The sequence below is a fragment of the Acidobacteriota bacterium genome (assembly GCA_028875725.1).
In the GTDB taxonomy this organism is placed as follows: Bacteria; Acidobacteriota; Thermoanaerobaculia; order Multivoradales; family Multivoraceae; genus Multivorans.
Genome location: JAPPCR010000006.1, coordinates 1608700 through 1622789, shown reverse-complemented (window position 1 = coordinate 1622789; position 14090 = coordinate 1608700). Strand labels below are relative to the sequence as shown.

Genomic DNA, 14090 nt, shown 5'->3' with positions numbered 1-14090 from the left:
GGAAACTGCCCTCCTTTCTCGGTCGCGCTCGGGCGTAGTTGACGCGTAGCCGGGGAGGCCCCTCATTTCCAAGCAGTACAAGATCGCCGATGCGTGCCGGTTGCTGGATATCCAGCCCTACGTACTCCGTTACTGGCAGACGGAGTTCCCGGCCCTGGCCTCGAGGAAAGCCGGCGGGGGCCGCGGTGACTTCGATGCAGAGGATCTGGAGACGATTCGTCGGATCAAGGAGCTCCTCTACGACGAGGGCTACACGATCGCAAGGGCCAAGAAGAAGCTGGCGGCGGAACTGGAGGACGGTCGGCTCCGCGGCCGGCCCCTGCTTCCTGCAACGGAAGACGGGCCGAATGGTGGTCAGTCGCCGGCGGACGAGGTGGAGGAGGACGCGGCCGTCGACGAGGGTTCGCCGGTCGATGAGGCTCCGCCCGTCGACACGAGCGAGATCGGGGCCCTTGCCCGACGCGTCGAGCGGCTGGAAGGTGGAGTGGCGGCGCTGGTCGCTCAGGCTCGCCAGCTCGTCGCCGAACTCAGGCCGGAAGCGGGCGCCGAAAGCGACTAGCGGTGAACGCGGTATGGCGCTACCGTGTTGCCAAAGGGCCGCAATCCAATAGAGAATGCCCTTCGGTCGGGACGTGGCGCAGTCTGGTAGCGTACCTGAATGGGGTTCAGGGGGTCGCGAGTTCGAATCTCGCCGTCCCGACCATCCACCCCCTGGTGACGGCCCGTGCACGACGTGAAGACCGCAGCCGATGCGGCTGGCTTCCGGCTCGGTCTGGTCGCGGCGCGATTCAACGGCGCCATCGTTGAAGGACTGATCGCCGGCGCGCGAGAGGCGCTGCTGCGGCACGGTGTCCTGGACGAGAACATCGAGTTGGTCCGGGTCCCTGGCGCCTGGGAGGTGCCGGCCGCTCTGGACGCCCTGGCGGATACCGGGCGGTTCGATGCCCTGGTGGCGCTTGGAGCGGTGATCCAGGGCGAGACGCCGCACTTCGAGTACATCTGCAGCGAGTGCGCGGCCGGATGTGCGCGAGTCACGGCACGGACCGGACTCGCCGTCGGCTTTGGTGTTCTGACTTGCGATGATGCGGACCAGGCGGTGGCTCGGGCGGGCGGCAAGGCGGGCAACAAGGGCCAGGAGGCCGCGGAAGCTGCCCTGGAGATGGCGGTTCTGCTGCGGTCGTTGAGGCCATGACCAGGACGAGGCGATGACCAGGACGGGAGTCGCGGCAGCCCAGACGACTGGCCGTGCCCCGGCGGGAAAACGCCGCCAGGCACGTGAGATGGCGCTGCAGATGCTCTACCAGCGCGAAGTCGGGCGGCTTGAGCCACCGCAGTTGGTCCGCGAGTTCGATGTCCATGCGTTCCGCGCCGAAACCGCCGACGCGGGCGCCACGCTGCGGGCCTCGAAGCTGGCGCTGGATTACGCGCGCACGTTACTGGAAGGCAGCCTCGTCAACCAGGAATCGATCGACGCGCTGATCGATGAGCAGGCGGAGAACTGGCGGCTGGAGAGAATGCCCCTGGTCGACCGGAATGTCCTGCGGCTTGCCGTCTACGAGCTACGTCACCAGCCGGACGTGCCTGCTGTCGTGGTGATCGACGAGGCGATCGAGCTGGCCAAGAAGTTCGGTTCCGAGCAGTCGGGGAGGTTCGTCAACGGAATCCTGGACGCTCTGTTGGCCACCCTGGGCCGGGATGCCAGCCGCTGACCCTGCTGCTAGGCTGATGGCGATGAAGGCGGCATGGCCGGTGCGACTCGTGGCGGTGGTTTCCGTCCTTGCCGTCGGCCTGGCGCTGACCGGCTGCGGCTACACCCTGGTGGGCAAGGCCTCGAACATCCCCGAGGACATTCGGCGGGTGTTCCTGGAGCCGTTCGAGAACCGGACCATTCGGGTCGAGGTCGAGCAGTTCCTCACTCAGGCGATCGCCGACGAACTCGTGACCCGGCCGCGGTTCGAACTGGTGGCGACCGAGGACGAGGCGGACGCTGTGATTCGCGGCGCGGTGACGGCATTCCGCGTGGCGCCGATCACGTTCACGAGCGACGGCCGCGCCCAAGAGTACGAACTGGCGATCGTGACTGACGTTTCGTTCCGGCGGATTCCCACGCCGACCGGCGAGGAAGGGGAGGTGATCTGGGCGAACGATCGCTACCAGTTCAAGGAGAGCTACGAGGTCGAGAGCGCCGACAGCGACTTCTTCGACCGTGAGAACATCGCCATCGAAGACAGCGCCGAACGCTTCGCCGACACGATGGTGACGGACCTGCTCGAGGGATTCTGACTACGATCCGCGCCGCCGCGGACGATTCAGTCGGAAGATTCGGCGGGTGCTGCCGTGGCGGCCGCCTCGGCGCGACGATTCACGAGCCTGGTCAGGCGCGACTTGCGTCGGGCCGCCGCGTTCGGGTGGATCGCGCCTCTTCGGGCCGTCGCGTCGATCAGGCTGAGCGTCGATGGGAGAAGCTCGTGCGCCTTCGTCACGTCGCTGTCCGCGGCGGTGCGGAGCTGTTTGATCGAGGTGCGGAGTCTGGACATCGCGGCCCGGTTCCGATCTCGCCGGATGAGGGACTGCCGGATGCGCTTCTCGGCCTGCTTGCTGTTCGCCATTTCGTGTTCTCTCTGGGCTCGGGGCCGTAGGGTTCGTGTTGGCCGAGCCTTGGGTTACCAGCGCCGGCGGCGCAGTTTACAGTTGGTCGGCCGGGTTGTCGAGTTGCTGCAGGGCCAGGGCCGCCTCGTCCGAGTCCGGATACTCCTGCCTGACGCGGAGCAACATCTCGTTGCCCAACTCGCGTTCGCCGAGTTCGATGTGCGCCACGCCAATGCGCAGCATGGAGCTAGCGACCTTGTCACTGGACGGGTAGCGTTCAGCGACCCGGCCGAGTTCGTCGATCGCCGTGCGAAACCTCCCCTGTCCCATGTACGACTCCCCAAGCCAGTACTGGGCGCTGTCCGCGTCCTCGCCGTCGGGGAAGGTGTCGAGATACCGCTCGAAGCCGGTCGCTGCCTGTTCGTAGTCTCCGCTCAGGTAGCGCTGGTAGGCGGCGTCGTACAGCGTCTTCGGCTCCACGGACTGGGCGGGAGGGGTCTGGCGGCTGGCCTCAAGCCGCTCGCTGAGCGTGGCCAGGATCGTTTCCTGGCGCTCAAGCTGGCCCTGAAGGAGGTCGAACTCGTCGCTCACCTGGCCGATTCGTTCAAGAGACGCGTTGAGGGTCCGTCGCTGTTCCTGGGTCGAGGTTCGCAGGGCTTCAATCTCGGCGATGATCTGGCGGAGATCCTCCTTCAGGTCCGCCCTGGCGCTGACGTCGCTCTCCAGCAGTTCTTCGACGGCACGAGCTACGACGGTCAGGTCGTCGCGGGTGGGCGTTTGGGACCGGAAGGAAGCGACCTGCTGCTCAAGGGCCGCCAGCCCGGCCTCCAGTTCCGTCAACTGGGTAGACGAGGTGCAGGCTAACGCCGGCACCAGCAGAACACCCGCCAGTATCCGGCTGGCGCGTCCTCGCGCCAGCCGCGTCACATGCGGTCGGTTACGCGGAAGTAGGCGCGCCGGTTCAGTTGCCAGCAGTCCTCGTTCGACTCCTCGCACTGTGGCCGCTCCTCTCCGTAGCTGATCGTCTTCAGGCGATCGCCGGAAATGCCGAGGGAGGTGAGGTAGTCGCGTGCCGAGTTCGCCCTGCGGTCGCCAAGGGCCAGGTTGTAGTCGTTCGTGCCCCGCTCGTCGCAGTGGCCTTCGATCGTGATGACGAAGTCCTCGCCATCCTGGCTCTTGAGAAAGTCGGCGTTCTTGCCGAGCTGGGACCGTGTCGCGTCGGTCAGTGTCGCCTTGTCGAACTCGAAGTAGACGTCGCCCAGCAGACCCTTCTCATGGACTTCGTCGTTCGCTTCCACGATGTCCTCGGACCACGGCGAGACGTACGCCGGCTCGACGGGCGGTTCCGGTGGTGGCGGTACGGGTTCCGGCGGCGGCGGCTCGGGCGCGGGAGCCGGCGGTGGCGGTGGCGGCGGCGGTTCGGGTTCGGCTTTCTTGCAGGCACCGATGGCCAGCAGAACGAGAGCCGACAGGAAGAGTGCAGAGAACCTTCTGGCCAACATGCGGGGACTACTCCTAAAGCCTGGAAACCTGAAACATTTCGGTTGCACGGACACTACCAGAGCGGTGCTCGGGCGGCAACAGCGGATTCTCCGGTGCCCCTTCAGCTTCAGTCGAAGTAGCCGGACCACGAGGGCGAGTAGTTGTTGCCGCGCGTGGTCACCTGGCGCAGGTAGCGGCCGTCGCCGCTCATGATGTAGATCTGGCGACCGCGTCCGCGCTGGCGGGACTCGAAGACGATCCACTCGCCATTGGGGGAGAACGTGGGGTACTCGTGGCTGCCGGGCGCGGCTGTCAGCAGTTGATCCTGACCGGTCACCAGGTCGACAACCGCGATGTCGAACCGGTCGCCGCGTTCGGTACGTCGCGCGTACACGAGCTTGCTGCCGTCGGGATGCCAGGAGGCCCCTTCGTTGTACCGGCCATTGACGGTCACTCGCTGGAGATCGTCGCCGTCCATGCCCATCACGTAGATCTGCGGGGTTCCGGAGCGGCTGGACGTGAAGGCGATACGGCTGCCGTTCGGTGAACAGTCGGGGTTCGTGTCCTCGCCGCTCGAGCGTGTGATCTGCCGAGGAGAGCCGCCCCCGCGCTCGATGGAGAAGACCTCCGTGCTGCTCTTTCCGCTGCGGCGGACGGGGCGGGAAAAGAGGACGGTTTCGCCGTCCGGGCAGACGCTCGGCGAGTACGCCGGCTGCTCCTCGAAGACGATCGGCGTCTTGCGGCCGGTCGTCAGGTCGGCCCAGTAGACGCCGGGACGTCCCTGGAAGTACGAGAGATAGGCGAGTCCGCTGCCGTCGACGGCCCAGACCGGCGAGAGACTGGTCGAAATGTGGCCGGTGATCCGGCGCTGGGCGTGACCGTCGTAGTCCATCAGGAAGATCTCCTTGCTCGCCTGGCCTTCCCGGTCCGAGACAAAGGCGATCGAGGTCATCGCGATGCCGCGGCGACCGGTGAAGTAGAGGACGATCTCGTCGGAAAGGGCGTGCGCGATGCGCCGTGCCAGATCGATGCCCCCGCTGAACCGCTTGCCAAGGATGAACTGGCCGCTCGCCAGATCGTAGACCCGCCCCTCGAGGATCAACTCGTCTCCGTTCAGCTTGAACTCCGTCAGGAGAGCGACCTCGTTGCCGTATGCGCGGTACTGCTCGAGGTCTCTGGCGCGGTCGCCGCTCAAGCGGACCGCGGAAAGCACCTCCGGACCCTGGACATCGAACAGTTGGGTGAAAGCCAGATCTTCGCGGAGGGTCTGCTCGAGTTCGCCCATCGCGTCGAGGAACTCCGGTCTCGCGCCGGGAGGGCGTCCGGCGCGGGGCAACGCGAGATTCAGACGCACCGCCGCGTCGGGCTCGAGGACGAGTTGGAGGTCCGACGGAAGGGGCGCGGGATCCGCCGCGGCGGCCTCCGGCGCGGTTTGCGGCAGGACGGGAGCCACGGCGAGGAGGCAGGCCGCGGTGGCCAGGACCATCATGCGAAGGATTGGAACTCTCATCGTTGGCTCCTGTGTCGTCACCGGATCGTCATCGTGACACCCAGGCTGGGCTTCCGGAAGCTGACCGGCAGCGGCGGCACCGGCGAGGCGAGTTCGATCGCCCTCAAACCGGCATTGTCGAATCGCGTGACCCCGGACGACAGGAGAAGCTCCAGGTCGCTGACGGTGCCGTCGGTCGCGATCCGGAAGAAGACGACCGCCTCCACCCCCTCGATCGGGGGTCTTGTCCAGCGGGCCTTGATCGCGGCCATCAGCCGGGATGTGTAGTAGGCGTAGGTGAAGTCCTCGCTGTCGTAGCCGATCGCCGGTACTTCGGCATCGTCAGTACCCGCCAGCGAGTCGTCCACGGTGCGTTCGGGCTGAAACGGCCGCTCCAGCCGCGGGCGCGGTTCGGGCTCTGGTTCAGGCTCCGGCTCCGGTGGCGGCGGTTCAGGCTGCGGTTCCGGTTCGGGCGCTTCGGGGGCCAGGGTCGGAACGTCGGGTGGCGGCTCCTCGGGCGCCGGTTCCGGCTCGGGTTCGGGAACGGACGCCGGTTCCGGTTCTTCCTGCGGCGGCGGTGGTGGAATGGGCTCCGGCCGGATGGTCGGCAGGCGGACGATCTCGAGCGGCTGCCGTTCGAGTTGGGTCCGCTCGGCGAACAGCCCGGGTCCGAACAGGAGCCCGCCGATCAGAGTGATGTGCAGGGCCAGCGATGCCGCCAGACAGGGCCGGCTCAGGCTCTGGCCGCGCCGCTCCCGGCCCGCGAGAGCGCGTTCGAGCGGAAGCGTGCGGTCGTCCTGGTTCTGCAAAGGGCCTCGGGCCTCAATCCGCTGGTTGTACGACGAGGGACACGCGATGGATGTCCGCACGCTCAAGAACGTCGAGCACGTCGATGATCCTTCCGTAGGGGACGTCCTCGTCTCCCTTGACGAACACCGCTTCGTAGTCGCGGAGCTCGAGCATCGGCAGCAGCCGGTCGACCAGCAGCGCCGTGGCCACCGGTTCGTCCTTGATGTAGACGAGATCGTTCCGGGCGATGGTGAGAATCATCGGATCCTCGTCCCGGATGGCCAGCGACGCGGGAGACTCCATCTCCGGCAGCGTCACCTCGACGCCCTGGTGCAGCATCGGCGTCGCGATCATGAAGATGATCAGCAGGACGAGCATGACGTCCACCAGGGGCGTGACGTTGATGTCGGCGAGGACCGAATCGTCGCTGTCGGTGTCCTGGAAGAACGCCATTCTGTTCCCTCCGGGAGCCGGCTCAGCCGAAGTTCCGTTCGGCCAGATTCAGGAACTCAAGGGTGAAGTCGTCCATTTCGGCGCGCAACTGCCGGAGCCTGGTCGCCAGGTAGTTGTAACCGACCAGGGCGGGGATGGCAGCAACCAGGCCGGCGGCCGTGTTCACCAGCGCTTCGGCGATGCCGGGAGCGACCGCGGTGATCGTGGCCGTGCCGGAGGTTCCAATGTCGTTGAAGGCGATCATGATTCCCCATACCGTGCCGAACAGGCCGATGAAGGGGGCCGCCGCGGCGGTCGTCGCCAGCCAGGACGTGTTCCGTGCGAGGACCCGGAGTTCGACGTTGGCAGCCCGGCGGAGAGTCCGTTCGAGGCCCATCAGCGATTGCAGGCGCAGACCCTCGTCGTCTCCGTGAGGCTCGCGCAACGCCTTGATCTGTGTGTCGATCTCCAGGTAGCCGGCCTGAAACAGCCCGACCAGGGAGGAGGCTTTGTGGTCCGACGCGGCCTTGCCGATGTCGCTGAAGCGGGCGGCCTTGCGGAAGAGGGCCAGGAAACTCCGATTCTGCCGGCCGGTGCGCCGGAACAGCAGCAGTCGCTGGAACAGCACGTACCAGGAGGAAAGCGACATGAGCGCCAGGATGCTGAGCACGATCCACGCCACCGGACCCGAGCGCAGAAAGAAGTGAATGACCGCAGAATCGCCGGGGGCCATCAGGGTGGCAACGGGAATGGCGTACGAAAGCACCGTCAGGAAAGTACCAGAGAGATAGACAGACGTCTATAGCTTGGCGTACCGGGCCCGGCCGGGAGCCGGCTTCGGCACTCGCGGGTGCGACGCTATGCTCGCGCGCCACAGGCGGAGTGTCTTTGGAGAGAGGCGCGGGAGGAGAGGTTGAGGATCGGAGTCTGCGTCAAACAGGTACCGGATACGGATTCGCAACTGCGGATCGCGGACTCCGGACGGTGGATCGACGACAGCGATCTGAACTGGGTGATCTCCAGTTGTGACTTGTGTGCGCTGGAGGAGGCGCTTCTGCTTGCCGAAGCGGAGGTGTCGCGCGGGGAGGAGCGCCCCGAGCTTGTCGTGTTCAGCCTCGGTCCGGCACGGGTCGAGGAAGCTCTGAGAAAGGCCCTGGCGCTGGGTGCCGACCGCGCCGTTCACGTTGCGGACGAGGCGCTGCAGGGAGGCGACGCGATCGCCGACGGACACGCCCTGGCGGCGGCGCTGGCGGGAGAGCGGTGCGACCTCGTGCTGACCGGAGCCCAGTCGGACGATCTCGGGCAGGCGGCGACTCCGGCGGTGATCGCCGAAGTCCTGAGCTGTCCCTACGCCTGGCTGATCATGGCAGTCGAACTGGACTCCCGCAGCAGGTCGCTGCGTATCGTGCGCGAGCTGGAAGGCGGCATGAACGAGGTCCTGGGGTTGAAGCTGCCGGCCGTACTGGCGATTCAGGCCGGCATCAACAGACCGCGTTTCGCTTCCCTGCGGGGAACGCTCCAGGCCCGCAAGAAGCCGCTACGCCGCGAGGATTGCTCGGTTCTGGGCGTCGATCCCGGGCTGGTGGGTGCGGCGGGCGCCGGGATTGAAATCGAGGCCGTCAGCCTACCGCCGGCCGGCGCCGGCGGCGTGGTGATCGACGGCGCTTCGGCCGAAGCGGCCGCGGGGGAGCTGATCGCGCATCTCGAGCGGGAGGCGGTGCTCTGAACGCGCCAGTGCCCGCCGTATGGCTGGTCGAAGACACTCGCGGCGGACCGGGGACGCAGGAAGTCCGCGCTTGCGGACGAGCGCTCGGCGGGAACTGCGGGGTCGCCCTTCTGGAGGAGGAGCGTCTCGGGCCCTATGCGCCGGGACTCTACGCCGAAGCGCTTCACGCCCTGATCTCGCAGGGGGACGGTGAGGATCCGGAGCGGCCGATCGTCGTTCTCCTGCCGCACACCTACCAGTCGGCCGAGTACGCGCCACGACTTGCGGTACGGCTCGGTGCCGCCTACGTCGCCTCGGTCAGCGGGGCGTCGCTCGACGATGACGGCGGCCTCCGTTTCCGTCGGTCCATCTTCCAGGCCAGGCTCCGGGCCGACGTTCGACCGAAGAAGCGAACGGTCGTCGCCACGGTGCAGGTCGGCGCGTTCGGCGGCGCCGGTCCCGCACCGTCGCCGCACGGCGTCTTCGAGGTCGGTCGGCCGGCCGACATCGAAGAACACCAGGAGCGGGAGATCCTCGGTCGCGAAGCGGCGAGCGGCGGCGGCGTCGATCTGGCCAGCGCGGAGCGGATCGTGACGGCCGGTCGCGGGGTCGGCGGACCCGACGAGGTCTCCGTCGCGGCCGACCTGGCCGCGGCGCTCGACGCCGAACTCGGAGCAAGCCGGCCCGTGGTCGACAACGGCTGGTTGCCTCGCGAGCACCAGGTCGGCTCGAGCGGCCACATCGTCACTCCCAACCTCTACGTCGCCCTCGGCGTATCCGGCTCGATCCAGCACTTGATGGGCATGAGCGGCTCTCGCATCATCGTCGCCATCAACAAGGACCCCGAGGCGCCGATCTTCAGCGTCGCCGACTACGGCATCGTCGCCGACCTCCACGACGTCGCGCCGGCGTTGACGCGCCTGTTGAAGGCGCGACGTCAGTCGGCGTAGCGGCCCCCGGCTGACATGACGGCGTCGGACGGCGCGCCATCGGAAGCTCCGGACGGGTTGGCTGATCGGAGAAAGTGGGAAGAGGTCGCTCTGCTAGTCGAGCAGGCGGCGAAGTTCGAACAAGGCGAGCGAGGCTGCGACGGTGGCGTTCAGGGACTGGACGGCAGCGACAGTGGGAATGGAGAGGAGGAGGTCGGCACGATCCAGGAGTGGGGCCGAAAGGCCTCTGCTCTCGCTGCCGACGGCCAGAATGAGCGCGTCGGTGGGGGAGAGGGGCAGGGGTTCGCCGTCGCTGGAGAACAGGGGGACGGAGGGCGGCGACTCCGGATCCGCGGAGTCGGGCGTCAGGGCCAGACAGCGGGCATCGGGAGGGAGTTGGTCCACGCCGACGTCGGTCCATAGCCGAATACGTAGCAGACTGCCGGCGGAGGCTCGGAGTGCTCGAGGGTGACTGGCCCGGGCGGTGCCCGGGGAGAGAAGCAGGGACGCGGCGCCGGCGGCTTCGGCTGATCGGGCCATGGCGCCGAGGTTGCCCGGATCCTGGATGCCGTCGGCGTAGAGATGAAGGCCGGGATCAAGCGGGGGGGCTGTGCTCTCGGCCGTCTTCCAGGTGCGAGGCGGTTCGGCGATGGCGGCGATTCCCTGGGGAGCGTCCGCGTCCGCCTGTTCGCGGAGACGCTCTGGGTCGATCGGGGCGGCACGGGTACCGGACTCGTGCTCGACACGGTCTACGAGTTCGGCGTGCCGTACCTGGAAGTCGGGGGTGACCAGTAGGTGCCGCACGGTGAGGCCGGCTTCGGCGGCGGCTGTTGCGAGGTGCGGGCCCTCGAGAAGGAGGAGATCCGCGTTCCTGCGGCCGTAGCTGCTGCGCAGTCGACGAATCGTCCTGACCTGTGGGTTGCTCCGGCTGCGGATCATGACGCTGGCGATGTTATGGACCGATGCCGGCTCGCGTGGGAAGCCCCCGGGCGTGGATTCTGTCCTGGAACTTGCTAGTGTCGCGGCCCATGTCGAGGCCCGCGACCGGAATGCGCCGGTTGTTCACTTCCGAGTCGGTTACCGAGGGACATCCCGACAAGGTCGCGGACCAGATCTCGGACGCCGTCCTCGATGCCGCACTGAGCCGGGATCCGAGGGCCCGAGTGGCGTGCGAGACGCTGGTCAGCACCGACCTCGTGGTGCTCGCTGGCGAAATCACGCTTCGTTCCGGCGACGACGAGATCGACTACGAGGCCGTGGCGCGAAAGACGATCCGCGACATCGGCTATGGCGACAGGGGGGCCGGCTTCGGCGCCGACGACTGCGAAGTGCAGGTTCGGCTCGACGAGCAATCCGCGGACATCGCCCTCGGTGTCGACAAGGGCGGCGCCGGTGACCAGGGAATGATGTTCGGCTACGCCTGCCGTGAGACGGCCGACTTCATGCCGCTGCCGATCGAGCTGGCGCATCGCCTGACGCGGCGGCTCGCCGAACTGCGCCGTTCGGGGGACTTCGACTGGCTGCGTCCGGACGGAAAGTCCCAGGTCACCGTCGAGTACGGGGAGGATGGGAAAGCCCACCGGGTCCACACAGTCGTCGTTTCCACTCAGCACGCGGCCGGTGTCGAGCACGATGAGATCGAACGGGTCGTGCGTGAACATGTGGTGCGGGCCTCGCTACCGGGCGATCTGTATCGCGAGGACGGCGCCCGAAAAACAAAGCTCCACGTCAATCCGACCGGCAACTTCGTGACCGGCGGTCCGCAGGGGGACTGCGGGCTGACGGGCCGGAAGATCATCGTCGATACCTACGGTGGCGTCGGTCACCACGGCGGCGGCGCGTTCTCCGGCAAGGATCCGACCAAGGTGGACCGCTCCGCCAGCTACATGGCCCGCTACGTGGCGAAGAATCTCGTGGCGGCCGGGATGGCCGATCGGCTGGAGGTGCAACTGGCGTACGCCATCGGTGTCGCCAGGCCGGTTTCGGTCTACGTGGACTCCTTCGGCACCGCCCGCGAGGGGCTCTCCGACCGGCTGCTCGAGGAGATCGTCGTGAGTGAGTTCGCTCTCGAGCCACTCGCGATCATCGACGAGCTGCATCTGCGTCAGCCGCGCTACCTCCAGACCGCGGCCTATGGCCATTTCGGGCGGTCCGAGTTCCCCTGGGAGCGGGTCGACCGGGCCCCCACGCTTCGTCGCGCGGTCGCCTGAGCCGGCGGCCGACGCTTAGGTCCGCACGCCCAGGAAGAGGTAGAGCGCCAGCGTCGCGAACAGGGCGTTGGGGCTCCAGGCAGCGATCAGCGGCGGCAGGGCCTCGGACTGGCCCAGTGTCGTGAAGACGCTGATCACGGTGTAGTACACGATTCCCACGACGATGGAAATGCCAATGCCGTACAGGGCGCCCTGGCGGCCCAGGCGGAAGGCAAAAGGCAGCGCGACCAGGGCCATCACCAGGCTGACGACAGGCATCGCGGTCTTGTTGTGGAGCTGCATCTCCAGCTCCGGTACGTCCGTTCCCGCGGCCACGAGTTCGTCGATATGGCGGCGGAGTTCGAGCCGGTTCATCTGCTCCGCGTACTTCACCTCCGTGTTGAAGAAGTCCGGTTCCTCCGGAAGATCCACCGGCTGGGGACCGGCGAATCGCTGGCTGTTGGTGATTCTCAGTCCGTCGAACTCCCGAATCCAGGCATTCACCAGTTCCCAGCGGCCCTGGTCGTCGCCAGGGATGTATCGGGCCGCGGCAGCGTAGAGACGCCGGGTGAGCCTGTGTTGAGCGTCGAAACGGAACACCTGGAGGCGCTGCAACGTGGCGCGGTCCGCGTCGTAGTGCCGGTAGTTGTAGATGTAGCCGCCACCGTTCTCTTCCTGGGCGAAGCGCCACTGACGATCGGCCCGGTGATAGCTCTTGACCGGGCCGGTACCGCCCTGTATCCGATCCCTCATTTCAACGACCTTCGCGTTCGAGGCCGGTAGCACAGAGTTCTCCAGGGCGGCGCTCAGGAGGGCGACGCCGACCGCTGCGAACAGGGCCGGCACGGCCAGTCGAAAGAGGCTGAACCCAAGCGCCTTGGCGGCTACGACTTCGTTGCGCTGGGACAGCAAGCCGAAGGTGACGAGCGTCGTGACCAGGACGAGAACGGGCGCGTTGTCGTAGAAGACCTGGAGGGACAGGTACTGGTAGTACTCGACGAAGACAATGGAACGGACATTGTTCCGGAGCATCTCGTCGACGAGCTGGGTGAAGTCCGAGACGATGAAGACGGCGAGCGCGGCCATGATCGTCACGGCCAGCACCCGGACGAACACGCCGAAGATGTAACGGTCCAAGACTCCGGGGAAGCGGAAGGCCGGTGGTTCCACGCGGACCTTCACGCGAGCCGGAGTGGGGGAGGAGGCCAGCGACTGCGGCCGTACGCGCGCGAGCCGGTGCTCCCGGGCGCGCCGCCTGCGTCCCAGGAGCTCCCGCCGGCGCCCGAGGCGAGCGAAGCGCCGCCACAGGTGATCCCGCGCAAATCGGTCGAGAGCGCTGATCATGAGGCTCTTGTCCCGGTTGCGGCGCCACAGCAGGAACGTGCCGAGGACGCTCAGAACGATGTTCGGCGCCCACATGGCCAGCCAGGGGGGAAGCTGACCGCTCGCTGCCGCCTCCTCTCCGTTCCCCAGCAGGACGTAATAGAAGAGGAAAATGCCGACCGACACGAGGAAACCGGAAGAGCGGCCGCCCCGCCGGTTCCGGAAACCGAGCGGGATTCCGTAGAGCCCGAACACCAGACAGGCCGCCGGGATAGCGAACTTCTTGTGGATCTCGACCAGCGCCCTGTTCCGCTCCGACGCGGTCCTTCCGGGCTCCACGGTGCGTTCGATGAGCTCGGGGAGAGTCATGGAACGGACGTCCTTCGCCAGTACCAGCCGCTCTTCGTGCCGGAAGAGGCTGTCCTCGAGTGCGATGTTGGCGTCCCTGAGTCGCTGGAGCTGGTAGGCGCCCGGGTTGTTGGTGTCCACCTCGTGGACGTCGGCGACGCCGAACCGCAGGACCGCCTGGCCGGTGGCCTGGTTCAGGTTGATCCGGCCGGTCTCGCCCACGATCACCTGCTGTTCCGGGCCCGGCACGGCGTCGGCGAGAAAGACACCTCGCCAGCCTTGGCCGTTCTCGGGGGTCTCGAAGACGTAGAGGACACGATCCTGAAGCTGGTCGTAGAAGACCTTCGGCTTGACCTGCTGACTGACGTTTCGGGTCAGAATCGACAGGCGGAGTTCGCTGATCGCCTTGTTGCCCGCGGGTAGCGTGACCGTGCTCAGGTAGCCGGTCAGGCCCGCAAGGGCCAGGCTCATGAACAGGACCGGCCGGTAGATGGCCCAGAGGCTGATACCCGAGGCCCTCATCGCCACCAGCTCGCTGTCCGCTGCCAGGCGGCCCGTCGCGATGAGGATCGCGAACAGGAAGGCCATTGGGATCGACAGGACGACGATGTGCGGCAGGCTGTAGGCCAGAAGCTGCAGCGCGACCGCAGCCTCCACGTTCCGGCCGATGATCATCTCCGCGTACTGGAAGAGCTCCTGCATGAGGGCCAGGAAGGTGAACACCAGGAGCCCGAGAACGAGCGGCCCCGTCGTCTCACGGAGGATGTAGCGGTCGAGGAGTCGGTACATCGCGGTCTCAGCCGCCATTCTGACTC

General features: G+C 67.0%; 16 protein-coding genes and 1 tRNA gene. 8 read left to right on the top strand and 9 right to left on the bottom strand.

What is annotated here, in order from left to right; all coding sequences use genetic code 11:
* Positions 1 to 82 precede the first annotated feature (82 nt).
* The 5 genes from OXI49_08725 (at position 83) to OXI49_08705 (ending at position 2283) form a co-directional block, all read left to right on the top strand.
* Positions 83 to 559 (top strand): MerR family transcriptional regulator, encoded by a 477-nt coding sequence (locus tag OXI49_08725; protein MDE2690582.1) that lies wholly within the window; start codon positions 83 to 85, stop codon positions 557 to 559.
* Between the two features lie 67 nt (positions 560 to 626).
* A tRNA-Pro gene (locus OXI49_08720) sits at positions 627 to 703 on the top strand.
* Positions 704 to 724: 21 nt separating this feature from the next.
* Complete coding sequence (gene ribH, locus OXI49_08715) at positions 725 to 1192, top strand: 6,7-dimethyl-8-ribityllumazine synthase (protein MDE2690581.1); 468 nt, start codon at positions 725 to 727, stop codon at positions 1190 to 1192.
* A 13-nt stretch (positions 1193 to 1205) separates the two neighbouring features.
* Positions 1206 to 1709, top strand: a complete 504-nt coding sequence (nusB, locus tag OXI49_08710) for a transcription antitermination factor NusB (GenBank protein MDE2690580.1) — start codon at positions 1206 to 1208, stop codon at positions 1707 to 1709.
* A gap of 22 nt (positions 1710 to 1731) precedes the next feature.
* Positions 1732 to 2283 (top strand): LptE family protein, encoded by a 552-nt coding sequence (locus OXI49_08705; GenBank protein MDE2690579.1) that lies wholly within the window; start codon positions 1732 to 1734, stop codon positions 2281 to 2283.
* A 26-nt stretch (positions 2284 to 2309) separates the two neighbouring features.
* On the opposite strand, the gene rpsT is transcribed toward OXI49_08705, so the two are convergent.
* The 7 genes from rpsT to OXI49_08670 all read right to left on the bottom strand — a co-directional run bounded on the left by rpsT (position 2310) and on the right by OXI49_08670 (position 7547).
* Entirely contained in the window at positions 2310 to 2609 is a 300-nt protein-coding gene (rpsT, locus tag OXI49_08700) for a 30S ribosomal protein S20 (protein MDE2690578.1), read from the bottom strand.
* Between the two features lie 76 nt (positions 2610 to 2685).
* Positions 2686 to 3429 carry a tol-pal system protein YbgF gene (gene ybgF / locus OXI49_08695; GenBank protein ID MDE2690577.1) on the bottom strand — a complete coding sequence of 248 codons (744 nt, stop codon included), beginning with the start codon at positions 3427 to 3429 and terminating at the stop codon, positions 2686 to 2688.
* Positions 3430 to 3512: 83 nt separating this feature from the next.
* Positions 3513 to 4091 (bottom strand): OmpA family protein, encoded by a 579-nt coding sequence (locus tag OXI49_08690; GenBank protein MDE2690576.1) that lies wholly within the window; start codon positions 4089 to 4091, stop codon positions 3513 to 3515.
* A gap of 107 nt (positions 4092 to 4198) precedes the next feature.
* On the bottom strand, positions 4199 to 5581 hold the full coding sequence (locus tag OXI49_08685; protein MDE2690575.1) for a hypothetical protein: 1383 nt from the start codon (positions 5579 to 5581) through the stop codon (positions 4199 to 4201).
* A gap of 17 nt (positions 5582 to 5598) precedes the next feature.
* On the bottom strand, positions 5599 to 6369 hold the full coding sequence (locus OXI49_08680) for an energy transducer TonB (protein ID MDE2690574.1): 771 nt from the start codon (positions 6367 to 6369) through the stop codon (positions 5599 to 5601).
* A 13-nt stretch (positions 6370 to 6382) separates the two neighbouring features.
* Complete coding sequence (locus tag OXI49_08675; GenBank protein MDE2690573.1) at positions 6383 to 6802, bottom strand: biopolymer transporter ExbD; 420 nt, start codon at positions 6800 to 6802, stop codon at positions 6383 to 6385.
* 22 nt (positions 6803 to 6824) lie between these two features.
* Entirely contained in the window at positions 6825 to 7547 is a 723-nt protein-coding gene (locus OXI49_08670; protein ID MDE2690572.1) for a MotA/TolQ/ExbB proton channel family protein, read from the bottom strand.
* A gap of 147 nt (positions 7548 to 7694) precedes the next feature.
* On the opposite strand from OXI49_08670, the gene OXI49_08665 reads away from it, so the two are divergent.
* Together OXI49_08665 and OXI49_08660 are read left to right on the top strand one after the other, a co-directional pair.
* On the top strand, positions 7695 to 8507 hold the full coding sequence (locus OXI49_08665; protein ID MDE2690571.1) for an electron transfer flavoprotein subunit beta: 813 nt from the start codon (positions 7695 to 7697) through the stop codon (positions 8505 to 8507).
* 8 nt (positions 8508 to 8515) lie between these two features.
* Positions 8516 to 9436 carry an electron transfer flavoprotein subunit alpha/FixB family protein gene (locus tag OXI49_08660; protein MDE2690570.1) on the top strand — a complete coding sequence of 307 codons (921 nt, stop codon included), beginning with the start codon at positions 8516 to 8518 and terminating at the stop codon, positions 9434 to 9436.
* A gap of 93 nt (positions 9437 to 9529) precedes the next feature.
* On the opposite strand, the gene OXI49_08655 is transcribed toward OXI49_08660, so the two are convergent.
* Positions 9530 to 10354: an RNA methyltransferase gene (locus OXI49_08655; GenBank protein ID MDE2690569.1), complete on the bottom strand. Its 825-nt coding sequence runs from the start codon at positions 10352 to 10354 to the stop codon at positions 9530 to 9532.
* 89 nt (positions 10355 to 10443) lie between these two features.
* Here OXI49_08655 and metK point away from each other — a divergent pair, with 89 nt between their 5' ends.
* A complete protein-coding gene (gene metK, locus OXI49_08650) occupies positions 10444 to 11625 on the top strand; it encodes a methionine adenosyltransferase (GenBank protein MDE2690568.1) in 1182 nt (393 codons plus the stop codon).
* A 15-nt stretch (positions 11626 to 11640) separates the two neighbouring features.
* Here metK and lptF read toward each other — a convergent pair whose 3' ends face one another.
* The gene (gene lptF / locus OXI49_08645) at positions 11641 to 14082 is read right to left on the bottom strand and encodes an LPS export ABC transporter permease LptF (protein ID MDE2690567.1); all 2442 of its coding nucleotides are present in this window, start codon (positions 14080 to 14082) and stop codon (positions 11641 to 11643) included.
* Positions 14083 to 14090 lie beyond the last annotated feature (8 nt).